Source organism: Rhodobacter sp. TJ_12 (assembly GCF_020023995.1).
GTDB lineage: Bacteria > Pseudomonadota > Alphaproteobacteria > Rhodobacterales > Rhodobacteraceae > Rhodobacter.
In genome coordinates this window covers 62,008-86,461 of the sequence record NZ_NRRD01000007.1, presented here as the reverse complement: position 1 = coordinate 86,461, position 24,454 = coordinate 62,008, and the positions used below count along the sequence as shown (strand labels likewise).

Sequence of the window (24,454 nt, the reverse complement as noted above, 5' to 3'; positions counted from 1 at the left end):
CACGCTTGGTTAACCTGCCGCAGGTTTTGTGCCCCCAAAACCACTGCCAAGACTTGAGGTTCTTATGAGCGCCGCACCGACCCTAGATGCCATCGCCACCGAAACCCGCGACGCCTCCGAGCTGACCGGGGTGACCGTGGATCGGATCGCGCAAATCACCAAACAAATGAATGTGCTGGGCCTGAATGCCCGGATCGAGGCGGCGCGGGTCGGCCAACAAGGCGCGGGCTTTGCGCTGGTGGCCGAAGAGGTGCGCAAGGTCTCTGGCCAGATCGGCGATATCGCGAATGAACTGGGCGATACGTTGAAGGCGCGGCTCTCTGGGCTGGAAAACATGGTCAGTGCGCTGTCGGTCGCGGCCACCGGCACGCGGCTGGTGGATTGTGCCTTCAATGCAATCGATCTGATTGATCGCAACCTTTATGAACGGTCTTGCGATGTGCGCTGGTGGGCGACCGATGCCGATCTGGTGCATGCCGCACAAACGCGCAGCGATGCCGCCCTGCGCCAAGCCTCGGCGCGTCTGGGCGTGATCTTGGATGCTTATACGGTCTATTCCGATATTTGGCTTGTCGGGATGGACGGGCGGGTTTTGGCCAATGGCCGCCCCGAAACCTATGCCGTCGCCGGGGCCGATGTGACCCGCGCAAGCTGGTTCGACGCCGCTTGCGCCGTGACCGACGGTGATGGGTTCGTGGCAGGCGATGTCGAAACCTCGGCGCTGCTGCGGGGAAAAAAGACGATGGCCTGGGCCACTCCGGTGCGCGCAGGCGGCGCGCGCAATGGGCAGCCGCTTGGGATTTTGGTCACGCAATTCGACTGGGCCCCGCAGGCCGATGCGGTGCTATCGAGCCTGCGGTTTTGCGCCAATGATGGCGTGATGCGCAGCTATTTGGTCGATGCAGATGGGCGGGTTCTGGCCGCACATGGCCCTGACGCAGAGAAGGTCACCCAGCTGACACTGCCCGCCAATACGCCCCACGGCTGGGCGGAAAACGGCACCGTGCTGACCGGCTTTCACCGCACCGAAGGGTTCGAAACCTGGGCGGGCAAGGGCTGGTATGGGGTGATCGAGCGGCTTTGAACGATGCGCCGCCCCCGCGCCATGCCGCAGCCGCAGTTTTGCCGCCGCAGGGGCGCAGCGTGGATCGGCCCGGCGGATCTATGCTAGGGTTCCCGCATTGGGCTGGCCGCATCGCCGCCCGCCCCAATTTCTGCGCATCTGACGAGGTTCGCCATGAAACGTCTGTTCCCCGCCCCGATGCTGCTGGCGCCCGCGCTTTTCGCGCTGGCCGCCTGTGTGCAAACGCCCGCACCACAAGCCCCGCCGGAAAGCGCCGCCACCGCACCGGTGCCGAAACTGCCCGGCCGCGTCATCTGGACCGATGGCCATGCGCCCGTTGCCGTGGCGCAAGCGGGGCAGGCCGATTGCCAGCCCACATCTGCAGAGCAGGCCGCGCGCGGGCTTGCCGCCACCAATGCCACGCGGCACGAGGCGGGGCTGGCGCCGCTGGTGGGCAACCGCAAACTAGACCGCGTCGCCGCCGATCACGCCTGTGATATGGCGCAGCGCGGGCTGATGACCCATACCGGCAGTGCCACCGCCGGGCCTATGGCGCGCGCCCGCGCGCTTGGCTACCGGCCCCGCATCATTGCGGAAAACATCGCCGCGGGCCGGTTCGAGATCGATGGCACGCTGGCGCAATGGAGCGCCTCGCCCAAGCACCGCGCAAATATCACGATCCCCGAACTGCAGGAATTCGGCCTTGGCATGGCCACCGCCGCCGATGGCAAGACCACCTTCTGGGCTGCGGTTTACGCCAAGAAGATGTGAGAGGGTCTTGAACCGGCGCGCTCACATCCCCATCTCTCGCTCATGTTAAGGAACTTCACATGAGCGACCGCGCCCTATATATCGAACAACGTATCGCCAACGAAGGCCCCTCGGCGCTTGTTGCCTATTTGCTGTGGCTCTTTGTCGGATTTTTCGGTGTGCACCGGTTCTATCTGGGCCGGTGGATCAGCGGGTTGATGCAGCTTGTGCTATTCGGCATCGGCTCGGCGCTGACCTTCCTTCTGGTCGGCTATATCCCACTGGCGCTGGTGGCGCTGTGGTGGGCGTTGGATGCGCTGCTTATTCCCGGAATGATCGCCACCGATCGCGCGATCTTGCGCATGCGGCTGATGCAAGGCTGGGACTGAGGCGGCGAACCCAAGGCCACCGGCCCCCCCAAAAACAGCCAGCTTGCCGAAAGTGCTTTGCAGCATGCCTCGCTTGGGCCCGCGCGGCCCCTATTTGCGCCCCAACCGCCGACGTCGTCCCCCCGAAATCAGCATCGTCACATCGGCCATCGCCACCATTGGCGACACCCCGACCGGCAATGCAATATAGCGCGGACGCCATTCCGGGTTAAATTGCGCCTTGAAGGCGCGCAGCTCTTCGAAATTGGAAAATGCCCCGCCGTGGCGGAACATCAGCGCGCCGAACCGGCTCCACAACCGTGCCGTGCGCCGCGCGCTCAGCCCCGACAAGGGCGCCATGCCAAGGCTGAACTCTTCGGCCCCCGCGCGCTGATAGTGATCGATCAGCGACAGGAACAGAAATTCGATCATGCCCGACGCATCTTCGGGCCGGTAGCGCATCAAATCCACCGCCACCCGCTTGCCCTTGCCCGGCGCCATGATCGTGGCGAAGGCAACCGGTTCCGCGCCACGCCGGGCCACCGCAATCGGGAAATGGCGCAGATAGGCCGGATCGAAGCGCCCGACAGAGAAGCTTTTCTCATGCCCCACCTTATCGCCCAGCCAAGCTTCGGAAATCGGGCGCAACGTTTCGATCAAGTCGGGCGCATGGGGCGGCTGGCAAATCTCGACCGTCATCCCGTCGCGATGGGCTTGGTTGAAAGCCGTGCGCAGGGTTTTGAACCGCGCGCCCGACAAGGTGAAGTTGCCCAGCTTGATCACCGCCTCTTCACCCACCTTATGCGCGGCGAGCCCCATTTCGATCATCCGCGGCAATTGCCGTTCCGAGATTTCATAAAACACCGGGCGGCAATTGGCCTGCTGTGCGGCCTCGACAAAATCCCAGCCCAGATCGTCGAAATAGCGCATATCCCCCACCGGATCGCCCAGCGCGACCCAGCTTTTGCGTCGCCGCGCAAACATCACAAAGGCAGAGGCATCGGCGGAAAAAGTAAGCTCCTTATCCCCCGCCAGCGCAAGACAGGCCGTCGGGTCCGATTGCGCACCAATCACCTTGCGCGCGGCGATCAACGCCTCGGTTGGGGTGCGTGGGCTGCGCCGTGCCAAAGGTTGCAGCGCGACATAGGTGGTGAAAATCACCAAGATGGCCGATCCCACAAGCCCCGCGCGCAGCGAGCGCGGCGTATTGGCGTTTTGCGCGAAATCGATCCAAAGGCTGTGCGAATAGGGCGTGGCCGCATGCACAAAGATGAAAAACAGCGACACAGCCATAATCACGGCGGTGACCATGGCGATCCAAGCCGGCCCCAAGACGCCTTCGGTGATCTTGGCCTCGCGGTAGAACTCCTGCCGGAACGGCCAAAGCAGCAAAGCCCCCGCAATCAAAAGCGCCGCGCTTTCATAGTCGAAATTGTTGAGCAGCACCGAGACGACCCCGCCCCCGATGGCCACCAGCGTCAACCAAAACGCCCCCGCCACACGGCGAATGAGCCCATGCGACAAGATCAAAAGCACCGCCCCCGCGACAGAGGACACCAGCGTGCCGCCCTCTAACAAGATCGCGCCGACAAGATCATCATTGTCATGCAGCGTCGGCACCGAGGGCAGCAGCGACAGCGCCAGCAAATAGGCCCCAAGACCAAAGGCCCAGGCGCCCGAAAGCCATGGCACCATGCCCGCCACCGCGTTAAAGGCGGGCCGCATCGGATCGGATATTTCACCAAACAACCGCACCGCCCAGCCGCCCGCCAAGCGCGCCTCGTTCAACGAGACGATAACGAAAGCCAGCGCGAAGGGGATGAGGTAATAGATCAGGCGGAACATCAAAAGCGCCGCCGCCACATCGCCCACCGCCGTGCCGGCCGGCATCGCCGCCATCACCACGGTTTCAAAAACGCCAACGCCCCCGGGCACATGGCTCATCACCCCGACCATGGTGGCGGTGGCATAGATCGCCAAGAAGGTGACAAAATCGGGCGCGCCCGCGGGCAAAAGCACATAAAGCGTCAGCGCCGCCATCGTGCTGTCAAACAGCGCAACGACCATTTGCCCCGAAAGAATGGCCGGGCGCGGCATCGCGATTTCATATTTGCCCAGCCGCAGCACCTTGCCCGAAATGCCCAGCCCAAACAAAAGCGCAACCGTCGCCAAGCCCCCCGACAGCGCCAAAAACCGCACCATCTCCTCGGTGAGTGGCAACAGACCCGAGAGGGCGGCGGGATGCGCGGCCAAGGCAAATACGCCCACAAGTGACAGCCCCGTGCCCATCGCGATGGCGATATAGGAGGCCAGCGCGGCCACCTCGAAAGCGTTGAGACCAAAGGCAGAATAGATCCGGTAGCGCACGGCCCCGCCGGACAGGACGGAAATCCCGATCGTGTTGCCGAAGGCGTAGCCCAAAAAGCCCCCCAGCGCGACCACGCGCAGGGGCAGCTTCTTTTCAAGATATTTCAGCGCCCAAAAATCATAACCAATCAGCGCGGTATAGCCCAAGGCGGTGGCGCCCAGCGCAATGGCGAAGACATAATTCGGCGTGGCCTGAATTTGGGTGTAAATCTCATCGGCGCTGACTTCCTTCAGCAGGTGGTGCAGCGCCCAGATGCCCAGCCCAAAAAGCGAAAACCCCAGCAAAACCGGGCCGAGATGGCGCAGCTTGCCCGGGCGTGTCGCACCGGCCTCGCGCTTGCTCATCGCGTCTCTCCCTGCCTTCGGTCTTCCTTGCCTTCTGAGTTACCGATTTTGCCCCAAGTTACAAGCGCCCTGCCCCACTGCACAGCGGCAAGGCACTGTCTCGATGCAGCATCGCGACAGTCAGGAAACAAAGGGGGCACACTGCCCCCCCGGAGCTATCGGGTACGAGAGCTAAGTCGCCATCCCTCGATCCGACCGGAGGCGCTCCGGGGGGGCCTCTGCCGGGCGGCAAAGACCGGTGTTCACGCGCGAGTGTAACGCGAGATCATTTCGTAATCCTTGTGCGGGCCTTTTACCCGCCATATGGCCTGCCAGGCGGGCCAATCGGTGAACTCGTATTCCGCCCGATAATCGTCGGGCGCGCACCAATGCGCCGCCGTGGCCGCCCCCGAAGGGTCAAAACCGTGAAACGGACGCCCGTCTTCAAAGAACACCTCGATCCGCGGCGGCGCCGGGCGCCAGTAATAAATCCGCGTGGCCTTGATCGGGGCGTCCTCTCCCAATGTCAGATAGCCACTTTCTTCCCATTTCCAAGACCCATCCCCACAAGGAATTAGGGTTGCCGACCCTTCGAAAGTCGCTTTTTGCCCCCCGAAGCGATCATCGATGCTGCGGCTGATCTGCCAAGTGCCTTCAAAATCCGTGATTGTCCGCGTCATTCCCGCCTCTATCTGCCACATCCCTTGCCCAAGGGGCCGCGCCAGTCTATCAACCGCCAACCCCGTCACAAGCAAGAGGCCTATCCATGATCCCGCGCTATGCCCGCAAAGAGATGGTCGACATCTGGGAACCCGCCACCAAGTTCAAGATCTGGTATGAGATCGAGGCCCATGCCTGTGACGCGCAGGCCGCCCTTGGCGTGATCCCGAAAACGAATGCGGACGCGGTCTGGAAAGCAAAGGATGTTGAATTCGATGTGGCCCGGATCGACGAGATCGAGGCCGTCACCAAGCATGACGTGATCGCCTTCCTGACGCATCTGGCCGAACATATCGGCTCGGAAGACGCGCGCTTTGTGCACCAAGGCATGACCTCGTCGGATGTGCTGGATACCACGCTGAACATTCAGCTTGTGCGCGCCGCCGACATTCTGCTTGCCGATATGGACCGGCTTCTGGCCGCGCTGAAAAAGCGCGCGCTCGAACACAAGGAAACGGTGCGGATCGGGCGCAGCCACGGCATTCATGCCGAGCCCACCACGATGGGGCTTACCTTCGCGCGCTTTTATGCCGAGATGGACCGCAACCGCGCCCGTTTGGTGAATGCACGCGAAGAAGTCGCCACCGGCGCGATTTCCGGCGCCGTCGGCACCTTTGCCAACATCGATCCCAGCGTCGAAGAACATGTCTGCGCGCAACTTGGCCTGAAGCCCGAGCCGATCTCGACCCAAGTCATTCCGCGTGACCGCCACGCGATGTTCTTTGCCACCTTGGGCGTCATTGCTTCGTCGATCGAAAATCTCGCAATCGAAATCCGCCACATGCAACGCACCGAGGTGCTGGAGGCCGAAGAGTTTTTCTCGAAAGGCCAAAAAGGCTCTTCGGCGATGCCGCACAAACGCAACCCGGTCTTGACCGAAAACTTGACCGGCTTGGCGCGCCTTGTGCGCATGTGTGTGGTGCCCGCAATGGAAAACGTCGCCCTTTGGCACGAGCGCGATATCTCGCACAGCTCGGTCGAGCGCGGCATCGGCCCCGACGCGACCGTGACGCTGGATTTCGCGCTGAACCGTCTGGCGGGCGTGGTCGAAAATCTTGTGATCTATCCCGAAAACATGCTGCGCAACATGAACAAGTTCAAAGGCTTGGTCATGTCGCAACGGGTGCTTTTGGCGCTGACGCAAGCGGGGGTTAGCCGCGAAGACGCTTATCGTCTTGTGCAACGCAATGCGATGAAGGTCTGGGAACAGGGCGCCGATTTCAAAGAAGAGCTTTTGAAAGACGCCGAGGTGACCGCCGCGCTCAGCCCTGCCGAGATCGAAGAGAAATTCGACCTTGGCTACCACACCAAACATGTCGACACGATCTTCAAACGGGTGTTCGGCGCGTAAGCGGCGCGCCCAAGACTTGGGCGGCGCGGGGGCAAGACAGGGCCGGCGGGCAAAAGTGATTTGGCGCTGCAAGGCGATTCGGGTGACGCTTTTCCTTTGACAGGGAGATGCCGATGACACCGAAAAGCCTTGCAGCGCTCTTACTTGTGACGGGCCTTCTGGCCGTCCCGTTTCCGGCGCTGGCGCGCGATTGCCCGGACCGGGTGACATTGTCCTGCCCCGAGGGACAATCTTGGGACGAAAAGACGAAAAGTTGCATTATTCCCTCTAGTTGAACGGTGCGGAACTGCAGAACCGATAACCGCCCTTTAACTGGCGGCATGGCAGTTTGGGTGCGAACAGAAATTCGGAGTCGCGCGTGAACGCCATCGCCCCCCATGCAGCCCTCGGCCCGCTGACCCGGCCCGGGGCCTCTCGTCCGGTGCTGTCGCGCCGCCAAAAAGCGGCGGTCGTGGTGCAGCTTCTTGCCACCGAAGGGCTGAAGCTGCCGCTTGATGAGCTCACCGATGACCAGCAGACGCAATTGGCCGAAACGATTGCCGAATTGCGCCTGATCGACCGCGATACGATGGTCGAGGTGGTCGAGGAATTCTGCGCCGAATTGGACGCGGTGGGCATCGCCTTCCCCGGCGGGATCGATGGCGCGCTGAAATTGCTTGATGGGCAATTGTCCGCCTCGGCGGCGACACGGCTGCGCCGCATGGCCTCGGGCACTTCGCGCGCCGATCCGTGGGAACGTATCACCGGGCTGTCAACCGACCTTTTGCTGCCGGTGCTGTTGGAAGAAAGCATCGAGGTGGGCGCGGTCATGCTGTCGAAGCTGACGGTCGCGCGCTCGGCCGAGCTTTTGTCCAAGGTGCCGTCGGAAAAGGCGCGCAAACTGGCCTATGCCGTGTCGCTCACCGGCAATGTCGCGCCTGAAACCGTGCACCGGATCGGCACGGCACTCGCCAGCCAGCTTGATGCGCAACCTGCCAAGGCATTTGAAACCGGCCCGGTCGAGCGGGTTGGGGCGATCTTGAACTTTTCGCCCGCCGCGACGCGCAATTCGGTGCTGGAGGGGTTGGAAGAAGAAGACAAGGTCTTTGCCGATCAGGTGCGCAAAGCGATCTTCACCTTCGCCAATATCCCGGCGCGGATCGAAACCCGCGATATTCCCAAGGTGCTGCGCGCCGTGGATCAGGCCAAGCTGATCGTCGCGCTGGCCGGCGCTAAGGGCGACACCGAGAAATCGGCGGAATTCATCTTGTCGAACATGTCTCAGCGCATGGCGCAAAACCTGCGCGACGAGATGGCGAACCTGAAGAAACCCAAGGAAAAAGACGTGGAAGAGGCGATGAACGAGATCGTCGCCGCGATCCGCGAGCTGGAAGCCAATGGGGAAATCTTCTTTGTCGCCGAGGATGGGGAATAGGCGCAGCCCGCGCGCCCCCACGACCCTCTGCTCCCTCGGTCCTTGCCGAGCAGTGGCTTTTCCCCGCGCGCAGCTTCGTCTATCGTCGCGGCGCGCGCGAACCGCCACAGGAGAGCTTGATGACCAACACGATCGCAATCTGGCTGGCGATGCTGGTGATCGTGTTCTTTTCGGTCGATGCGGTGGTCTTTGACGGGGTTTCAAGTCTGTTTCTAGCGCAAGAATTGATGCTTCTGACCGAATGGGTGGCCTTTTGGCGCTAGGCCGCGCCGGTGCCGCTATCACGGCCCGGCTGTGATCACAACTTCATGGAAACGCCCTCAAAAGCGCCCCAAAAGCCCGCAAAATAGGGGCTTTGCGCCAGTCTCCTGTTGACCTTTTCCCCGTCTTGGCAAAGGGTGCGCGCGACCTCGGAGCTAGTGTCAAAGGAGACGAAGATGGCGGTTAAGGTGGCGATCAACGGATTTGGTCGGATTGGGCGCAACGTGTTGCGGGCGATCATCGAATCGGGGCGGACCGATATCGAAGTGGTGGCGATCAACGACCTCGGCCCGGTCGAGACCAACGCGCATCTGCTGCAGTTTGACAGCGTGCATGGCAAATTCCCGGCGACCGTGACGACCGGCGAAGACTGGATCGATGTGGGCCGTGGCAAGATCAAAGTGACCGCAATCCGCAACCCCGCCGAACTGCCTTGGGGGGATGTCGATATTGCGATGGAATGCACCGGCATTTTCACCTCCAAGGAAAAATGCCAAGCCCACCTGCAAAGCGGCGTGAAACGCGTGCTGATCTCGGCGCCGGGCGATGGCGCAGACAAAACCATCGTGTTCGGGGTGAACCACGAAACGCTGACCGCCGATGACATCGTCGTGTCGAACGCCTCGTGCACCACCAACTGTCTGTCGCCGGTGGCGAAAGTCCTCAACGATGCGATTGGCATCGAAAAAGGCTTCATGACCACGATCCACAGCTACACGGGCGATCAGCCGACGCTCGACACGATGCACAAAGATCTGTATCGCGCCCGCGCCGCCGCGCTGAGCATGATCCCGACCTCGACGGGCGCTGCCAAAGCCGTGGGTCTGGTTCTGCCGGAACTCAAAGGCAAGCTTGATGGCGTCGCGATCCGCGTGCCCACGCCGAACGTCTCGGTGGTGGATCTGGTGTTTGAAGCCAAGCGCGACACCACGGTGGAAGAAGTCAACGCCGCGATTGAGGCCGCTGCCGAGGGCCCGCTCAAAGGCGTTTTGGGCTACACCAAGCTCAAGAATGTCTCGACCGACTTCAACCACGACCCGCATTCCTCGGTCTTCCACATGGACCAGACCAAGGTCATGGAGGGCAAAATGGTCCGGATCCTGTCGTGGTATGACAACGAATGGGGCTTTTCCAACCGCATGGCGGATACCGCCGTTGCGATGGGCAAGCTGATCTGATCGCGGCGCAAGCCGTGAACACGCAAGGGGCGGCTTTCGGGCCGCCCCTTTTGCATGGCCGGGTTGCCAGGTGCACAAGCCTTGCAGATGCGGCATCGCGGCAATACCGGATCGGCGATTGTTGCGCGGGCGCGAAAGGCGCATTCTGCGGTCAGAAAAACTGACCACCTGACCGCGAAAGCAAGACCGATGTCCGCCCTTCTCAGCCGCCTGTTCGATGTCGTTGAAAAACGTGCCCGCTACACCCACACCCGCAACGAGATTGCCCGGCTGTCGCCGCGGCTGTGCTGCGATTTGGGGATTTGCCCGGACGAGGCCGCGAAACTGGCGCATCGCGCGGTTTATGGCGCCTGAGACAACCGCCGTGACAGGCACATGGATCGGGGGCCTTCGGGCCCCCTTTTCATTGGCGGCGCTTTAGGCGTGTTCGCGCAAAGGCAGGGGCGCGGGTAAGGCGCGGCCTTGCGCCTCAAGCTGCGCTTCAAGCGTGGCCAGCCGGTTGCGAAACCGCGGCCCGCCCAGCCGATGCACCACATTGCGGCACAAAAGCGCCTCAAGCCAATGGCGCTTGCGCGCATCAAGCTGCGCCGCCAAGCCACGCAGGTAGCGCGGTGAATTGCGGCGCGCGCGGTAAAGCCGCCAAAAGCTCGCCGCATCCAGCGTGCCCGCGCAAGCCTGCACCAGCATCTGTTCCAGCACATCCATTTCGCTAAGCGCCGTTTCAACCGCCCGGCCCAGATTGCGGCAAGGCAAAAGCGTCACCTGCGGGCGCGCCATCAGCGCGGCATGCATCGCATCAAGCGTTTGCAGCGGGTCATAGACCACATAGCCCTGCCCCGCTCCGTCCAGCATGTCGGGCGCATAGCCATAGCGTGAAGTGAAATCGAGCCGCCGTTTGCGCAAAAACCGGTTGTCCCAGCTTGCGCGGCGTGCCGATAGCGTGGCTTGCGGCGCCAAGGTCACGACCGTGGCGCCGGGCGCCGTCACCGAAAAGGCCGCCGCCGCATAGCCGCAACTGCCCGCGCCGTAAAACACCACGCGGTCGAAATCTTCAAAGAAAGCCTCGTCCACCAGCCGGTCGAAATAGGCATAAACCGCCGGGTCACGAAACCAGCTTTCCTCCTTGGCGATCAGCGTCAGGCTGGAATGTTCTGCCCCTTCGGCCAAGGTAAAACCCAGCGGCAATTGTTCCTCGGATCGGGTGCGGATCGTGGCGCGGGTTTCAAAGCTGACCAAAAGCACCGGGCCCCGGTCGGCAAACAACGCCGCATGCGCTGCGCCCAAAGGCTCGAAATAGCCTTCAAGCTCACCGATCTCTTCGATCCGGCTCAGCCAGTCGTTGTTATCGAGATCCCGCATGCGCTTTGGTTCCGTTGCTCCGCCATCCATGACCGATTCCTCTTGCCTTCGGCGAGAGTGGCCCCACAGGGTTAACGTAGCACTATGGACGCGCGGCGGAAATGCAGCTTTTACAAGGAAATGCAGGACATTGTAGGCGATTAGGCACCGGTGCTGCGCTCAGAAGCATATTGTTTCCCGCAGGGCGCGATGCATGTCATCCTTGGGACGACGCGCCCTTGGCCAAAGCCGCCGCCACCCCCAGTGCGCGCATCCGGTCCGCCAAGGCGGGCGGCAAGGGGCGCGCGGGCGGGGTCAGCATCAACCGACCGAAAAGCGCGCGAAACGGTTCCTCTGCCATTAATTCGGTAAAGCGCGCCTGCCGCCAAGCGACGCCCGCGCGGTGCAGCCGGTCCACCTCGGGATCGGCGCGCAAGGCGGCCAGACCTGCCGCCAAAGCGGGGGCATAGCGCGCGATCGAGCGATCTTCATCGTTGCAGAAATTGCGCTCCACCCAATAGCTCATGTCAAACGTGGCCGCATCTCGATTGGCGCGGCCCCGATCGCATTTGAGCACGTAAGATTGCATCGCCCCCAAAGCGTAGTGGTTCAACTGCACCAGCCCATAGGGGTTTTCGCCCAAGGGCGTGAACAACCGCGCCCTGCGATAGCTTTCGGGCAGCTCGCGCCCCGCCCCGTCAACCCAACGTGTTTGCGGCAGTTTTTCTTCGACCGGCGCGCGGGGCCGATGCACCCCCAGTTTGCGATAGCTGCCATCGTTGCGAAACAGCGTCTTGAACAGGCTGGCGCGCCACGGCCACAACATACCGGGCGGCGCGGCGCGGGTGAATTGTGCGCTCACCGGCGCGTCGGTGTAATCGACCACACCGCAATTGCCAAACATCCGCCACGTCAGGGCAATCGCCGTGGCCTCGGGCACGGCTTCCAAAAGCGCCGACAGCGTGCCATCGCCCAGGTGAATGTTGACGAATTCATCCACATCGCAAAACAGCACCCAATCGGCCTGTGCCTTCAGCGGGTGCTTGTCGGCGGCCTTGAGCGCGGCCCATTGCGGCCCCTCGGGCCACGGGCCGGGATTGGGCACATGGGTGAGTTGGCCCAGCGCCTGCAACCGATCCAGCAAGGCATCGGTGCCATCGGTGCAATCGTTGGAAAAGACCAGAAAATCCGTGAACCCAACGGCGCGGTGATGGGCAAGCCATTCCAGCAAAAAGGCCGCCTCGTTCTTGACCGTCAGGATCGCCAGCGCCCGCATCGCTCAGGCGCCTGTCTCAAAGGGGCTCAATGCTCGGCCTCCCCGCTATGTTCGACGGTGAAAAAGAAATTGGGCGGCAAATCCCGCTGATGCAGGTCTTCGGGCACCACGCCCGGCCCTGCATTGAAAACCGCCGATCCAAAATGATGCAGCATGCGCGAAAGCTTCTCAAACCGCTCCGAACACAATTCGCCATAGAATTTTTCGTAGTTTTCGGTGGCACGCAGTTCCGCGATTTTGGCGCGGTGCGCGGCGACGGAATATACATGCGCGGCCTTGATCTCGGGGTCCGCCATCAGCCGGTCCCATTCTGCGCGCAGCTTTGGCAGCATCCGCTGGATCGAGCGATCCTCGACCGCATTATGGTTCATCCGGAACCAGTAATTCAGCCCCTGGTCGCGATCGACATGGTTCACCCGGCCCCGGTCGCGCTTGACCAGAAAGCTTTCGGCAGAGCGGACCGCATAATGGTTCAACTGCACCCAGTCATAGCCAAAGGTGTCAAGCGTGGAGCGCCAGCCGTTGCGGAACATCTCCTTTGGCATCGGCTTGCCGGACCCGTTGAGCCATTTCACCTGATCCCACAGATCGGGGATCAACCCTTTGGGCCGGTGCACGCCCAGCTTCTTGTATATGTCGATATTGCGAAACAGCGTTTTGAAGCCCCACGCCTGATGCGGCTTGCGCACCAATTCGGGCGCGCAGGTGGTGAATTGCTCCAGCAAGAACCGGTCTTGGTATTCATGCACGTCGCAATTGCCAAACAGCCGCCATGTCAGCGCGATCATATTGGCCTCGCCCATCGCCTCATAAAGCGCCTTGAGCGTGCCGTCACCGATCTTGATATCGATGAATTCATCGACATCCATGCAGATCGCCCAGCCCGCATTCTGGATCAGCGGCTCGCTTTCAGCCGCCTGAAGTGCGGCATGCTGGGGCGGCATATCCATGGTGCGAAACGGGTTTTCGCGGTGCTGGCAGAGCCCCTTGCGCTCCAGCAGATCAAGCATCTCATCGGTGCCATCGGTGCAGTCATTCGTGTAGATCAGGAAATCATCTACGCCGATGGCCCGATGATAGGCGATCCATTCCATGATGAAGGGGCCTTCGTTCTTCATCGTGGTCACGATGCAGGTGCGCCCCGCATCGACCGCGCGTTTCGGCGCCGCTTTCGGGGCGGAAACCGGCGGGCGGATCGGCTTGGCGCCCCAGACGCGGGTGGCCAGGTCCAGCAGCTGCGCATCTTCGATCAACGAGGTTTTGGGGGCGAGTTCAGAGGCCGCACGCCCTGGGACCCGCAGCCCCATCGCGCGCCAAAACAGATAGACCGTGTTCGGGTCGGGCTTGGCATAAGACACGCGCATCGCCCGCCATGTGGCCTCTAGCCCGGCCTTTTCGGGGGCCACACCCCAGCGCGCAATCCCACGCCGCGCATCGAACTGGCGGCAGATATGATCCGAGAAATGTTCGGGCTGGCCATTGCGCACCCGCCACGGGTAGATGCGCCGCCCGACCAAAAGCACAACCCCCGATTTCGCCGCGACACAGGCCTCAAAGGCCGAGGGCGCCCCATGCCGATGCGGCGTCAAAAGATCGGTCACATCCAGTGTCAAAAGCGCCCGCGCCTGCGCAAAGAACCGCCATTTCATCGCCTCGAACACCAGCCCCTGTCCCAAAGGCGCGCGCCACGGATCGGGCGCAGGCGGCACCATCCGGTCCTTGCCCGGCGCATCGGGGGCCAAAAACGGATGGCTTTCGGGCCCCATATCGGGCTTGCCGAGCGGCAAAGGCGCGGTGATCACCACAACGGTCATCGCCAGTTCGCGCGCCTCTAGCCCCGCGCGAAGGGCATTCGCCAGCGCGTCGCCGCGCAAAGCCTTGGTGTCGGGCGGGGACCGGTCCAGCACCACCGCCGCCTGCGCACCGTGGTAGTCATGGTGCCAACTCAGCCAATCAAGCAGCGTTTCCGCGCTTTCTTCAAGCCGCTGGCCAAACAGACAGTTCTTGCCCGCAAACAGATCACGATCAGGCAGATCGGCGGCAAAACGCACCACCACCGCCGCGCTGTCGCCCCCCGCGCCGGTGCCATCGACCTCCAGCGCCGAAGGATCGGTGCCCGCCAGATAATCGGCCACGGTCACCTCGTCGCCCAACGCGCTTTCGGACGTGGCCTCCGGCCCCGGTAGCGGCGGCGGCACAGGCCCCGCCTCGGCGATCAGCGCGATTTGCAAAGGACCCTCGGGGGCGGCGCGGCCCACCACCATCAGCCCGCCCGACACCTCGCGCCGTTCCAACACCTCTAGACAGCCCTCGGGCTGCTGCGCGGCCACCTGCACCGCCCGCGCGGGATTGGCCAAAAACAGCCGCACCATGCGCACAGGCCGACCGTCGTGCGCCTCGGGCCAAGCCACAGCGTCCAGAATACGCGGCGCCAGATCGGCCGCCCCGCACATCTGACGGGTTTCCACCCGCGCCATGGTGTCGCTTTGCTGCCCTGCCGTCATGCGCGTCTCCGGTCGTTTGCTCCTTCCTACCAGCCCCGCCGCGCCCCGCAAAGCCCTGCCGCCAAAGCACATCGCTTTGCAGTCTCGCGCTTTAGCGTTGGAATGGCGCGCGCTCTTTGGCAATGTGGCGGCAATCAAACGGGCAGGTGAGCATGGCACGAGAACGCGAAGTCGGAACGCTCTGGATCGGCGGGGCGCTCAGCTGGATGGAACAGCTTTGCCTGAAAAGCTTTGTCGATGCGGGCCAAAAGATCACCCTCTTTGCCTATGAAGACATTCCCAATGTGCCCGAGGGCGTGATCTTGCGCGACGGGCGCGAAATCATCGATACCGACGATTTCATCAAATACGAAAAGAAGAACAGCTACGCGCTTTTTGCCGATTGGTTCCGGCTGCACATGATCGCGCAAAACCCCGGCATGATCTGGGTCGATACCGATGTCTATTGCCACCGCCCCATGGATTACGACAGCGATTATGTCATGGGCTATGAACTGCCCGACAGCGACCGGGTGAACAATGCGGTGCTGGGCCTGCCCGCCGACAGCGAGCTTTTGCACGCGATGCTAGAGTTTACCGCCGATCGCTATGCGATCCCGCCATTCTTGCGCCGGGGCCTGCGCGAAGACTATGCCGCGGCGGCGGCGGCAGGCACGCCCGTGCATGTCAGCCAGCAACCTTGGGGGGTCTGGGGCCCCTCGATGGTGACCCATTTCGTGCGCGCCTACGGTCTGGGCGACAAGGTGCAGCCGATGGAGGCGTTTTATCCCGTGCCCTTCCCCGAACGGCTGCGGATGATCCGCAAGGCGATCAAGGTGGAGGAACGTCTGACCGAGGCGACAACCGCGCTCCACCTATGGGCCTCGAACAAGCGCGAACTGGGCATTCGCTATAACGGTCTTCCGCCCGAAGGCTCCTATCTGGCAAAGCTGTTGCGTCAGCATGAGCTGCGGCCCGAATTTGCCCCGATCCGCAGCCGGGGACGGCGGGTCTTTACCTATGAAGACGAAGATAACAGTGCCGAACTGCTGGCGCGCACCGGGCTCGAACAGGTCGGATCGGTGGCCGATCTGGGCGGCACGGCGGCCAGCGTGGTGTTGGCCGCGCATGACCGCTGGGATTGCGATATCACGCTGATCGATTTGCGCCCCGATGGCAGTTGGGCCCAAACCCCATCGGATTGGGTCGCGGGCTATATCGCGCATTTGCAAGCGGCGGGCGTCGCCCAAGATCGTATTCGCGTGGTCGCAAGCGCGGCCGATCTGCGCCCGGTCGATCTGTTGCTGAACCTGTCGGGCTTTGGCGATGTGAACAAGGTCAAATTCCTTGAGCCGGTATTGCGCAGCGCGTTGCATGCCGACAGCCGGATGCTGATGGATATTCGCAAAGGCACCGGCAGTTTCCCCTTTCTCAAAGCCTTTGGCAGCTGCGAGAAGCTGCAAGAAACAAGCGAAGGCGGCGGCAAGAACACCCGGGTGCTGTTCACCCCCGATCCGCCGCGCGCCGAATCTGGCATAGATGACGGATGGGAAAGTTTGGCGCGCACGCTGGCCGGGCCAAAGGGGTTCTTCACCGGCAATGGCGCGCATAGTTTCTTGTATATTCCGCGCGGGCGCACCTTGGTGGTAACCTTCGACAATCTCGATATCGCGATGACGAAACGCGAGGACCGCCGTCCTTGGGGGTTTGAGTTCATCGAAAAACAGGGCTGGTCGATGCTGGGCGTGATGGCGGGCGGCTGGACCTGGTATCGCGACCCTTGGGTAAGCGATGAATTCGACCGGCTCGCCGCCGAGGGTTTCTTTGCGCAATTCGAACGCGTGGTGTTTTACGGAGCCTCGATGGGGGGCTATGCGGCGGCGGCATTCAGCGGCGCCTGCCCCGGCGCGGATGTGGTGACCATCTCGCCGCAATCGACGGTGGATCGCAGCGTCGTGCCCTTTGAAACCCGCTACAAAGTGGTCTGGAAGGCGGATTTTTCCGGCAAATATGGCGATGCGGCGCAAGTCTCGGGGGCGGCGCGCCGGGTCGTGCTGCTTTATGATCCCTATGAGCCGCTCGACAAAGGCCATGCGGACCGCTTCACCGCGCCCAATGTGATGAAGCTGCGCGCCTCGATGCTGGGACACCGGCTTGGATCCTCGCTCAACCAGATGGGCATTTTAAGCCCGATCATTCTGGCCGCGCTGGATGGCACGCTGACCGAGGCCGAATTTTATCGCCACCTGCGCGCACGCCGCGACTTCCCGCGCTATCAGCGCGAATTGTTCGAGCGCGCCGTGAAAAAGGGCCATATCAAGCTGGCGCGGCGGCTGGGGAATTGGGTTCTTGCGCGCGGCGACAACCGCGCGATCCGGCTGGCGATGCAGGCCTTGTGACGAACGCCGCGACTTTCGCCAAAATGTCGCAGCGCCCGGTCACAGATTCTTGACCTAGGTCAAATCCTTCGGCGCGCCCACCGCCTAGAAAGGGCCATCGGGTTTCGGATCTCCCTGAAACGGCGCAAGCCAGCGAAACCTGTGGCAGAACCCAGACGTTCTCCCTCGTCGGGTTCCAAATAACGCGCTGCGGGCCTCCCTCCCGCAGCGCTTTATTTTTATGGCTCAGGGCCCTTGCATTACAAGATCAGCACCTGCGTGCCGACCGGACACAGCGGATACAGATCCTCGACCTGTGCATTGAACAGACCGATGCATCCCGACGAACTTTTGCGCCCAATCTTGCGCGTGTCATGGGTGCCGTGGATGATATAGGCGGGCCAGCCAAGATACATCGCCCGCGTGCCCAGCGGGTTATCTGGCCCCGGCTCCATCGGATGCAGGCTTGGATCGGCGGCGATCATCGAGGCGGTGGGCGTCCAGCTTGGGTTTTCGCGCTTGCGCACGATCTCGGTATAGCCGGTTTTCGTCAGTTCGGGCGATTTCGGCACCGAGGTCGGAAACACCCGATAGTCAGCCCCCTCTACCGCCCAGTAATGCAACGCCTTGGAGCGGGTATCGGCAATCAGCGTCACCCGGCCGAGATTCTGAAAATGGTCGCGCCAGTCGATCTCGCGGAAGGACGAGATATTATGGCGTTGCGGAGGCGCGATGATCGCCGGCTGCTGTGCCATCGGCACATCTTGCGTGTCAGCGCGCGCCAAAACAGGCGCGAAAAGACTGGCGGCCCCGGTCAACAGGGCGGTGCGGCGGGTCATCAGGGGCATCGGGGCGGCTCTCGCTAAATCTGAATTTTGGCAGAATCATTTTCACGCCGCAGCCGCCTTGGCAAATCACCTACCCTCACACTCCGGTGACTGGCGCGCCCCCCTACTTGCCGCTTCGGCGCTGCCAAAGCGGACCTAAAACGAAAAAGGCCCTCCGAAGAGGGCCCATTCACATCTGGCACAACCGGCTTAGCGCGGCGCGATCATCATCACCATCTGGCGGCCTTCCAGCTTGGGCATGCTTTCGACCTTGCCCGCCTCGCCGACATCGGCGGCCACGCGATTCAGCAACTCCAGCCCAAGGCTTTGGTGCGCCATTTCCCGGCCCCGGAACCGCAAGGTGACCTTCACCTTGTCGCCTTCGCCAAGGAATTTCATCACCGAGCGCATCTTCACGTCATAATCATGCGTGTCGGTGCCGGGGCGGAATTTGATTTCCTTGACCTCGATGATCTTTTGTTTTTTGCGCGCCTCGGCCTCTTTCTTCTGCTGTTCATACTTGAACTTGCCGTAGTCCATAATCTTGCACACCGGCGGCGTCGCGGTGGGCGAGATTTCCACGAGGTCAAGGCCGGCTTCCTGCGCCATCATCATCGCGCGCTGCGGGGTGACCACCCCCACGTTTTCGCCATCAGCGCCAATCAGGCGGATTTCGGGCGCGCGGATGCGATCGTTGATCCGGGGGCCGGTGTCGCGTTGCGGCGGGGCATTGTGCGGTCTGCGGGCTATGACGGTCTTCCTTCTACGGTCCAAGAATGGCGGGCAAAATAGGGCCTGCAACCCTGTGTTTCAACCGGTTTATTGCGAATCAACACCGGCGTCATGAGAATCGATCCGCCGATCCGCCAAAGGCGGCAATGCGACACGTTTCCTTTCCGTGCCTTGCGGTCCATAACTGGCGGTATTGACGTGTTCCCAATGAGATTCCCAACAGCACAGAGGGGGGAAATATGAGCGATAAGAAAAGCTGGAAAGATCTGCCGCAGAACCAAAAGGTGATGCTGAGCGTTCTGGGCGGCGGCATCGTCCTTGCGGCGGTCCTTGGCGCCTCGGCTCCGAAATATGAGGTCAACTATGTGACCGCGCCGACCCCCGCCGCTGCTCCGGCTGAAGAAGCTGCTGCGCCGGCCGAAGACGTGGCTGTGGTCGAAGAAGAAGCTGCTCCGGTCGAAGAAGCCGCGGCTGAAGAACCCGCCGCCGAAGAAGCTGCTCCGGTCGAAGAAGCCGCTGCTGAAGAGCCGGCCGCTGAAGAAGCTGCTCCGGTCGAAGAAGCCGCTGCTGAAGAACCGGCCGCCGAAGAAGCTGCTCCGGTCGAAGAAGCCGCTGCTGAAGAGCCGGCCGCCGAGGAAGCTGCCCCGGTCGAAGAAGCCGTTGCTGAAGAGCCGGCCGCCGAAGAAGCTGCCCCGGTCGAAGAAGCCGCTGCTGAAGAGCCGGCCGCCGAAGAAGCTGCCCCGGTCGAAGAAGCCGCTGCTGAAGAACCGGCCGCCGAAGAAGCTGCTCCGGTCGAAGAAGCCGCTGCTGAAGAACCGGCCGCCGAAGAAGCTGCCCCGGTCGAAGAAGCCGCTGCTGAAGAGCCGGCCGCCGAGGAAGCTGCCCCGGTCGAAGAAGCCGCTGCTGAAGAACCGGCCGCTGAGGAAGCTGCCCCGGTCGAAGAAGCCGCTGCTGAAGAACCGGCCGCCGAAGAAGCTGCCCCGGTCGAAGAAGCCGCGGCTGAAGAACCGGCCGCCGAAGAAGCTGCCCCGGTCGAAGAAGCCGCTGCTGAAGAACCCGCCGCCGAAGAAGCTGCCCCGGTCGAAGAAGCCGCTGTTGACCCGGTTGCCGAAGCTGTTGCCGCCGCCACCGCTGCGCAAGAAGCTGCGACCAAAGCCAATGCGGCCGCCGCTGCCGCGCTTGCCGCGGCCCAAGCGGCTATTGCCGCCGCTGCGGAATAAGATCGCCCCAAATGGGTTTGAGAACGCCGCCCCTTGGGGCGGCGTTTTTCATGGCGATGATGCGTTGTGCCGCGCCTAGCGCTCGGAGCGGCGTTTGGCCAAGGCGGCCTGTGCATCCAACACCGGATCTTCGGACAGGAAGAACACCCGCTCGAACAAGCTGCCGCCGTAAAGCAGACGCCGATAGGCCCGCGCCCCCAAATCGCTCATAAAGCGCGAGGCCGCCGAGGGATTGTTGATCTTTGGGTGCAGCCGGTCGCCCGAGGCCAGCGCAATCGTTTCCACCGAACGGCGCAGCGCGCGCTCGGTTGCACTGTTCCAATGCCCATCGACCGGGGCAAAGAACAAATCCGCCCGCGCCAATTCACGTTGGACGGCGATCCGCTCTTCTTGGCTAAGCGCGTTGAACCCTTCGCGCAAACCGTCTTGCCCGGCCCAGACCGGACCAGTCAACGAAAACGCAACCAGCGCGGCGGCAAACAATTCGCGGGGCGGGCGTTTCATATCAGACATGACAAGCCTTTTTTCGGTTCCGGATCGGATAGTCTTCCCCCGGGATCGCGGCGAAATGCGGCACGATCATGGGCAGGATTCCAGCAATTCTTTGCGAATTTCCTAAAACTTTATCGATCGGGTGGCGGTGCCGCAGAACCACACCTTTTCAAAGCCGCCAAACAAGGCTTCCAAAGCACGATCTTGCCCGCTATTGAGGCCACGAGGACAAGGAATGCAGCCATGACCGACCCGATCCGCCCCCAACCCGGCATTCTCGATATCGCGCTCTATCAGGGCGGCGCCTCGCATGTTGCCGGGGTCAGCGATGCGATCAAGCTGAGCTCGAACGAGAACCCGCACGGCCCCTCTGACAAGGCGAAAGAGGCGTTCGGACGCTGCATGCACAAGCTGCACCGCTACCCCTCGACCGATCACGCCGCGCTGCGCCAGGCGATTGGCGAGGTGCATGGGCTTGACCCGGAGCGGATCATCTGCGGCGTCGGCTCGGATGAGATCATCCGCATGATCACCAATGCCTATGCCGGCCCCAAAGACGAGGTTCTGCATACCGAGCATGGTTTTTTGATGTATGCGATCGCCGCCAAAGGCGCAGGCGCGACCCCGGTGGCCGTGCCCGAACGCGAACGCACCATCGATGTGGATGCGATCTTGGCCGCCTGCACCAAGAAAACCAAGATCGTCTTCATCGCCAACCCCAACAATCCGACCGGCACGATGGTCGGGCTGGCAGAGTTGGAGCGGCTGGCGATGGGCTTACCGAAACAGGCGATGCTGGTGATCGACAGCGCCTATGCCGAATATGTCGATGGCTATGACGGCGGCGCCGAATTGGCCGAGCGGCTGCCCAATGTGGTGATGACGCGCACCTTCTCCAAGATTTATGGTCTTGGCGGGCTGCGGATCGGCTGGGCCTATGGGCCCAAGGCGATCATCGATGTGCTGTCGCGCATCCGCGACCCGTTCAACCTGTCCACCGCACAGCTTGAAACCGCCGAGGCCGCGGTGCGCGACCAAGATTGGATCGCGCATTGCCGGGCGGAAAATGCGCGGCTGCGTCATTGGCTGTCCGAGGCCTTGGCCGAACGTGGCGTGCCCAATGACACCTCGCTGGCCAATTTCGTTTTGGCGCGCTTTGGCTCGGAAGCCGAGGCCGAGGCCTGTGACGACTTTTTGAAAAAAGACGGGCTGATCGTGCGGCGCGTGGGCAGCTACGGGCTGCCGCATTGCCTGCGCATCACCGTGGGCGATGAACCCTCGTGTCGGCGCGTGGCGCATTTGATCGGGGTCTTCAAGGCAGGCGGCACCGTATGAGCCATTACGACCGCGTCGCATTGATCGGGCTGGGGCTGATTGCCTCTTCCATGGCCCATGCGATCCGGGCCAATGGTCTGGCCAATGAGATTGTGGGCCATGCGCGCTCGGCCGAGACCCGCGCCATCGCAAAAGACATCCGGCTGGTGGACCGCGTCTTTGAAACCGCCGCCGAGGCGGTGGCCGGGGCGGACCTGGTGGTTTTGTGCGTGCCCGTCGGCGCAATGGAGGCCATCGCGCGCGAGATTGCCCCGCATCTAGCGCCCGGCGCCACGGTTACCGATGTGGGGTCGGTCAAACAGGCCGTGGTCGAGGCGGTTGCGCCGCATCTGCCCGATCATGTGCAATTCATTCCCGGCCATCCGCTGGCCGGCACCGAACATTCCGGCCCGCGCTCGGGCTTTGCGACGCTGTTTGTGAACCGTTGGTGGCTTGTCACCCCGCTTGAAAGCAATGACCCAGCGGCAGTGACCCGGCTGAAAGAGTTTTTGACCGGGCTTGGGGCCAATGTCGATGAGATGGAGGTCACCCGGCACGATCTGGTGCTGGCGGTTGTATCTCATACCCCGCACCTGATTGCCTACACGATGGTGGGCGTGGCCGATCATTTGCGCCGCGTCACCCAAGACGAGGTGATCAAATATTCCGCCTCGGGCTTTCGGGATTTCACCCGGATCGCCGCCTCGGATCCGACAATGTGGCGCGATGTGTTCCTGACCAACAAGGAAGCCACGCTCGATATTCTGGGCCGCTTCACCGAAGAATTGTTCATGCTGCAACGCGCGATCCGCATGGGCGATGGCGACATGCTGTTTGACTATTTCACGAAGACCCGGGCGATCCGGCGCGGCATCATCGAGGCGGGCCAAGATACTGCCGCGCCCGACTTTGGCCGCACGCCGCCTGCCACCCCCACGAAAAAGTAACCGCGGGCTTAGCGCAAACGCGGGGCCGGGCCAATCGGCAGCCCCGCGAAAAACATCGTTCCCCCTGCAAAGCTAACCGGAAGCCGGATCACGCCATCCGCGCTTTGCCCAGCCAGCCCTTGTGCGAGCGCCGTAAGCATTCGCATTTGATCGGCCCGCAGCATCCCGGTGCCGCGCGCAAGCGCTAGCCAAGCTTGCCAATCGGATATGGCCAGCATCAGCGTGCCCTCGGGCCAGCCCGCCTCAGACACAGTCAGCGCGCCCGAAACCCCAAGCCGATACCCGCCCCAGACCAGTTCGCCCGCCGCGATATCGACCGCCGTCAGGCGCGGGGCGGTTCGCGCCAGAAGCGCAAGCGGCGGTTCGGTGGCCACACTGGCCGATAGCGAAACGCGGTCCAGCCGATCGGGAAAAAGCGCCTGCGGGCTTAGTGCGGCGGCGAGACGCGGCGGCAAGGTGATCGCCTGCGCTTGCCCCGAAATCTCATAGCGGCCCGCCCCATTGCCCGGTTCCACCCGCAGAAAGACGCTGTCCACCGCGATCGAAGAGACAGCGGCCCCCGCCCCGGTCAGGCTAAGCTCGCGCAAGGCCAAGCCGCCGCCGCGCAAGGGCAGATCGCGCCCCAGCCCAAGCGCCAGATCGAGCTTGGCCCCCTGCCCCGCAACAACAAAGGGCACCCCGCCCAGCAAAAGGTTTTGCGGCAAGGCCAAATCGGCTTGCCAATCCAAGGGGGCCCAAAGCGGTGCGGACAGGGTCAGGGCCGGAATCTGCCAATCGATCCCCTGTGCCGGATCGGTCAGGCGCACGCCCTGCAGCGCGGCCCCCATGGCAAGCGGAAAGCCCTGTGCCGCGACCGTCGCCACCTGCCCCTGACCGCGCGTCTCAAGCTGCGCGAACCCGCTGCGCACGCCCTGCACCAGCGCCGCACTGCCACCCCAGCTTGTCGCTGCCGCCAGCCCCGCCGCCAGCACCATCCAGCCCCAGATCCGCATTGCTGCCCCTTCCCAAAATCGCCCAATCCCTTTATGCCCCGCCGCGAAGGAGAGCCAGCCCATGACCGACGCGCACGACCATTCTGCCCCTTTGTGGATTTTTGGCTATGGCTCTTTGGTCTGGGATCCGGGTTTTACGCCCGCAGAGGCCGTGCCCGCGCGGCTTGAGGGCTGGCACCGCAGCTTTTGCATGCGCTCGATCCATTTTCGCGGCACGGCGGAAAACCCCGGCCTTGTCTTGGCACTGGATGCCCAGCCCGGCGCGCATTGCTGGGGGGTGGCGCTGCGCGTGCCGGAAAAAGAGCGCGAGCCGGTTCTGGCGCAGACCCGCGCGCGGGAATTGGTGTCGGACGCCTATCTGGAGCGGCGCCTGCCCGTGACCTTGCAAGATGGCCGCAAGGTCGAAACCGTGACCTATGTGATCGACCGCACCGGGCCACAATATTGCCAGATCGGGGTCGAGGAACAGGCGCAGATCATTGCCACCGCCGTGGGCGGGCGCGGACCGAACCGCGATTACCTGTTTAACACCGTCGCGCATCTGGCCGAACTCGGCCTTGAGGATGATGACCTTGTGGCGCTGGCAACACGGGTGCGTGTGCTGATCGACTGACCCTTGGCACGGGCCAATCTGCGGCATATCCTCGCGCCAAGAGCAG

At 62.7% G+C, this 24,454-nt stretch carries 22 protein-coding genes; 13 read left to right on the top strand and 9 right to left on the bottom strand.

All coding sequences use genetic code 11. The features are described from left to right. Window positions 1-64 precede the first annotated feature (64 nt). The 3 genes from CKO11_RS07840 to CKO11_RS07830 all read left to right on the top strand — a co-directional run bounded on the left by CKO11_RS07840 (window position 65) and on the right by CKO11_RS07830 (window position 2,202). Complete coding sequence (locus CKO11_RS07840; protein ID WP_263298422.1) at window positions 65-1,084, top strand: methyl-accepting chemotaxis protein; 1,020 nt, start codon at window positions 65-67, stop codon at window positions 1,082-1,084. Window positions 1,085-1,237: 153 nt separating this feature from the next. After that, entirely contained in the window at window positions 1,238-1,834 is a 597-nt protein-coding gene (locus tag CKO11_RS07835) for a CAP domain-containing protein (RefSeq protein ID WP_223635869.1), read from the top strand. A gap of 59 nt (window positions 1,835-1,893) precedes the next feature. Then, window positions 1,894-2,202: a TM2 domain-containing protein gene (locus tag CKO11_RS07830; protein ID WP_223635866.1), complete on the top strand. Its 309-nt coding sequence runs from the start codon at window positions 1,894-1,896 to the stop codon at window positions 2,200-2,202. A 90-nt stretch (window positions 2,203-2,292) separates the two neighbouring features. Here the strand turns inward: CKO11_RS07830 and mprF are convergent, their stop codons facing one another. Continuing rightward, complete coding sequence (gene mprF / locus CKO11_RS07825) at window positions 2,293-4,893, bottom strand: bifunctional lysylphosphatidylglycerol flippase/synthetase MprF (protein WP_223635862.1); 2,601 nt, start codon at window positions 4,891-4,893, stop codon at window positions 2,293-2,295. Window positions 4,894-5,135: 242 nt separating this feature from the next. After that, on the bottom strand, window positions 5,136-5,552 hold the full coding sequence (locus CKO11_RS07820; protein WP_223635859.1) for a DUF6314 family protein: 417 nt from the start codon (window positions 5,550-5,552) through the stop codon (window positions 5,136-5,138). A gap of 86 nt (window positions 5,553-5,638) precedes the next feature. On the opposite strand from CKO11_RS07820, the gene purB reads away from it, so the two are divergent. From purB to CKO11_RS07795, 5 genes are all read left to right on the top strand, one after another. Continuing rightward, entirely contained in the window at window positions 5,639-6,943 is a 1,305-nt protein-coding gene (gene purB / locus CKO11_RS07815; protein WP_223635856.1) for an adenylosuccinate lyase, read from the top strand. Between the two features lie 358 nt (window positions 6,944-7,301). After that, window positions 7,302-8,357, top strand: a complete 1,056-nt coding sequence (locus CKO11_RS07810) for a flagellar motor switch protein FliG (protein WP_223635853.1) — start codon at window positions 7,302-7,304, stop codon at window positions 8,355-8,357. Between the two features lie 119 nt (window positions 8,358-8,476). Continuing rightward, window positions 8,477-8,620, top strand: coding sequence for a hypothetical protein (locus CKO11_RS07805; RefSeq protein ID WP_223635850.1), 144 nt, complete (start codon window positions 8,477-8,479; stop codon window positions 8,618-8,620). A 174-nt stretch (window positions 8,621-8,794) separates the two neighbouring features. After that, window positions 8,795-9,796: a type I glyceraldehyde-3-phosphate dehydrogenase gene (gene gap / locus CKO11_RS07800; RefSeq protein WP_223635847.1), complete on the top strand. Its 1,002-nt coding sequence runs from the start codon at window positions 8,795-8,797 to the stop codon at window positions 9,794-9,796. Between the two features lie 189 nt (window positions 9,797-9,985). After that, window positions 9,986-10,150, top strand: coding sequence for a DUF1127 domain-containing protein (locus CKO11_RS07795; protein WP_223635844.1), 165 nt, complete (start codon window positions 9,986-9,988; stop codon window positions 10,148-10,150). Window positions 10,151-10,213: 63 nt separating this feature from the next. Here the strand turns inward: CKO11_RS07795 and CKO11_RS07790 are convergent, their stop codons facing one another. The 3 genes from CKO11_RS07790 to CKO11_RS17485 form a co-directional block, all read right to left on the bottom strand. After that, window positions 10,214-11,155, bottom strand: a complete 942-nt coding sequence (locus CKO11_RS07790; protein ID WP_223635841.1) for a phosphoadenosine phosphosulfate reductase — start codon at window positions 11,153-11,155, stop codon at window positions 10,214-10,216. Between the two features lie 196 nt (window positions 11,156-11,351). Then, entirely contained in the window at window positions 11,352-12,410 is a 1,059-nt protein-coding gene (locus CKO11_RS07785; protein ID WP_223635838.1) for a glycosyltransferase family 2 protein, read from the bottom strand. Between the two features lie 26 nt (window positions 12,411-12,436). Next, complete coding sequence (locus CKO11_RS17485) at window positions 12,437-14,914, bottom strand: glycosyltransferase family 2 protein (RefSeq protein ID WP_263298421.1); 2,478 nt, start codon at window positions 14,912-14,914, stop codon at window positions 12,437-12,439. A 152-nt stretch (window positions 14,915-15,066) separates the two neighbouring features. Here CKO11_RS17485 and CKO11_RS07775 point away from each other — a divergent pair, with 152 nt between their 5' ends. Then, entirely contained in the window at window positions 15,067-17,292 is a 2,226-nt protein-coding gene (locus CKO11_RS07775) for a hypothetical protein (RefSeq protein WP_223635835.1), read from the top strand. Between the two features lie 239 nt (window positions 17,293-17,531). Here CKO11_RS07775 and CKO11_RS07770 read toward each other — a convergent pair whose 3' ends face one another. Both CKO11_RS07770 and infC read right to left on the bottom strand, forming a co-directional pair. Then, entirely contained in the window at window positions 17,532-18,119 is a 588-nt protein-coding gene (locus CKO11_RS07770; protein ID WP_223635832.1) for a L,D-transpeptidase, read from the bottom strand. A 189-nt stretch (window positions 18,120-18,308) separates the two neighbouring features. Continuing rightward, window positions 18,309-18,848, bottom strand: a complete 540-nt coding sequence (infC, locus tag CKO11_RS07765) for a translation initiation factor IF-3 (protein WP_411741999.1) — start codon at window positions 18,846-18,848, stop codon at window positions 18,309-18,311. A 221-nt stretch (window positions 18,849-19,069) separates the two neighbouring features. Here infC and CKO11_RS07760 point away from each other — a divergent pair, with 221 nt between their 5' ends. After that, window positions 19,070-20,050, top strand: coding sequence for a hypothetical protein (locus CKO11_RS07760; protein WP_223635826.1), 981 nt, complete (start codon window positions 19,070-19,072; stop codon window positions 20,048-20,050). A gap of 75 nt (window positions 20,051-20,125) precedes the next feature. Here CKO11_RS07760 and CKO11_RS07755 read toward each other — a convergent pair whose 3' ends face one another. Beyond that, the gene (locus tag CKO11_RS07755) at window positions 20,126-20,563 is read right to left on the bottom strand and encodes a peptidoglycan-binding protein (protein ID WP_223635823.1); all 438 of its coding nucleotides are present in this window, start codon (window positions 20,561-20,563) and stop codon (window positions 20,126-20,128) included. 222 nt (window positions 20,564-20,785) lie between these two features. Between CKO11_RS07755 and hisC the strand changes: the two genes are divergently transcribed. After that, a complete protein-coding gene (gene hisC, locus CKO11_RS07750) occupies window positions 20,786-21,877 on the top strand; it encodes a histidinol-phosphate transaminase (protein WP_223635820.1) in 1,092 nt (363 codons plus the stop codon). Beyond that, window positions 21,874-22,803: a prephenate/arogenate dehydrogenase family protein gene (locus tag CKO11_RS07745; protein ID WP_223635817.1), complete on the top strand. Its 930-nt coding sequence runs from the start codon at window positions 21,874-21,876 to the stop codon at window positions 22,801-22,803. The genes hisC and CKO11_RS07745 overlap by 4 nt, the downstream gene beginning before the upstream one ends. An 8-nt stretch (window positions 22,804-22,811) precedes the next feature. Here the strand turns inward: CKO11_RS07745 and CKO11_RS07740 are convergent, their stop codons facing one another. Further along, entirely contained in the window at window positions 22,812-23,795 is a 984-nt protein-coding gene (locus CKO11_RS07740; protein WP_223635814.1) for a DUF2125 domain-containing protein, read from the bottom strand. Between the two features lie 61 nt (window positions 23,796-23,856). Here CKO11_RS07740 and CKO11_RS07735 point away from each other — a divergent pair, with 61 nt between their 5' ends. Then, window positions 23,857-24,408: a gamma-glutamylcyclotransferase gene (locus tag CKO11_RS07735; RefSeq protein ID WP_223635811.1), complete on the top strand. Its 552-nt coding sequence runs from the start codon at window positions 23,857-23,859 to the stop codon at window positions 24,406-24,408. Window positions 24,409-24,454: the final 46 nt, after the last annotated feature.

What these genes read in the sequence shown, in the direction of transcription:
- CKO11_RS07790 (WP_223635841.1), bottom strand. Translation starts at nt 11,155, where the DNA reads ATGCGGGATCTCGATAACAACGACTGGCTGAGCCGGATCGAAGAGATC.
- hisC (WP_223635820.1), top strand. Translation starts at nt 20,786, where the DNA reads ATGACCGACCCGATCCGCCCCCAACCCGGCATTCTCGATATCGCGCTC.
- CKO11_RS07735 (WP_223635811.1), top strand. Translation starts at nt 23,857, where the DNA reads ATGACCGACGCGCACGACCATTCTGCCCCTTTGTGGATTTTTGGCTAT.
- CKO11_RS07830 (WP_223635866.1), top strand. Translation starts at nt 1,894, where the DNA reads ATGAGCGACCGCGCCCTATATATCGAACAACGTATCGCCAACGAAGGC.
- CKO11_RS07740 (WP_223635814.1), bottom strand. Translation starts at nt 23,795, where the DNA reads ATGCGGATCTGGGGCTGGATGGTGCTGGCGGCGGGGCTGGCGGCAGCG.
- CKO11_RS07835 (WP_223635869.1), top strand. Translation starts at nt 1,238, where the DNA reads ATGAAACGTCTGTTCCCCGCCCCGATGCTGCTGGCGCCCGCGCTTTTC.
- gap (WP_223635847.1), top strand. Translation starts at nt 8,795, where the DNA reads ATGGCGGTTAAGGTGGCGATCAACGGATTTGGTCGGATTGGGCGCAAC.
- CKO11_RS07745 (WP_223635817.1), top strand. Translation starts at nt 21,874, where the DNA reads ATGAGCCATTACGACCGCGTCGCATTGATCGGGCTGGGGCTGATTGCC.
- purB (WP_223635856.1), top strand. Translation starts at nt 5,639, where the DNA reads ATGATCCCGCGCTATGCCCGCAAAGAGATGGTCGACATCTGGGAACCC.
- CKO11_RS07755 (WP_223635823.1), bottom strand. Translation starts at nt 20,563, where the DNA reads ATGTCTGATATGAAACGCCCGCCCCGCGAATTGTTTGCCGCCGCGCTG.
- CKO11_RS07760 (WP_223635826.1), top strand. Translation starts at nt 19,070, where the DNA reads ATGAGCGATAAGAAAAGCTGGAAAGATCTGCCGCAGAACCAAAAGGTG.
- CKO11_RS17485 (WP_263298421.1), bottom strand. Translation starts at nt 14,914, where the DNA reads ATGACGGCAGGGCAGCAAAGCGACACCATGGCGCGGGTGGAAACCCGT.
- CKO11_RS07770 (WP_223635832.1), bottom strand. Translation starts at nt 18,119, where the DNA reads ATGCCCCTGATGACCCGCCGCACCGCCCTGTTGACCGGGGCCGCCAGT.
- CKO11_RS07820 (WP_223635859.1), bottom strand. Translation starts at nt 5,552, where the DNA reads ATGACGCGGACAATCACGGATTTTGAAGGCACTTGGCAGATCAGCCGC.
- CKO11_RS07805 (WP_223635850.1), top strand. Translation starts at nt 8,477, where the DNA reads ATGACCAACACGATCGCAATCTGGCTGGCGATGCTGGTGATCGTGTTC.
- CKO11_RS07840 (WP_263298422.1), top strand. Translation starts at nt 65, where the DNA reads ATGAGCGCCGCACCGACCCTAGATGCCATCGCCACCGAAACCCGCGAC.
- CKO11_RS07775 (WP_223635835.1), top strand. Translation starts at nt 15,067, where the DNA reads ATGGCACGAGAACGCGAAGTCGGAACGCTCTGGATCGGCGGGGCGCTC.
- mprF (WP_223635862.1), bottom strand. Translation starts at nt 4,893, where the DNA reads ATGAGCAAGCGCGAGGCCGGTGCGACACGCCCGGGCAAGCTGCGCCAT.
- CKO11_RS07785 (WP_223635838.1), bottom strand. Translation starts at nt 12,410, where the DNA reads ATGCGGGCGCTGGCGATCCTGACGGTCAAGAACGAGGCGGCCTTTTTG.
- CKO11_RS07795 (WP_223635844.1), top strand. Translation starts at nt 9,986, where the DNA reads ATGTCCGCCCTTCTCAGCCGCCTGTTCGATGTCGTTGAAAAACGTGCC.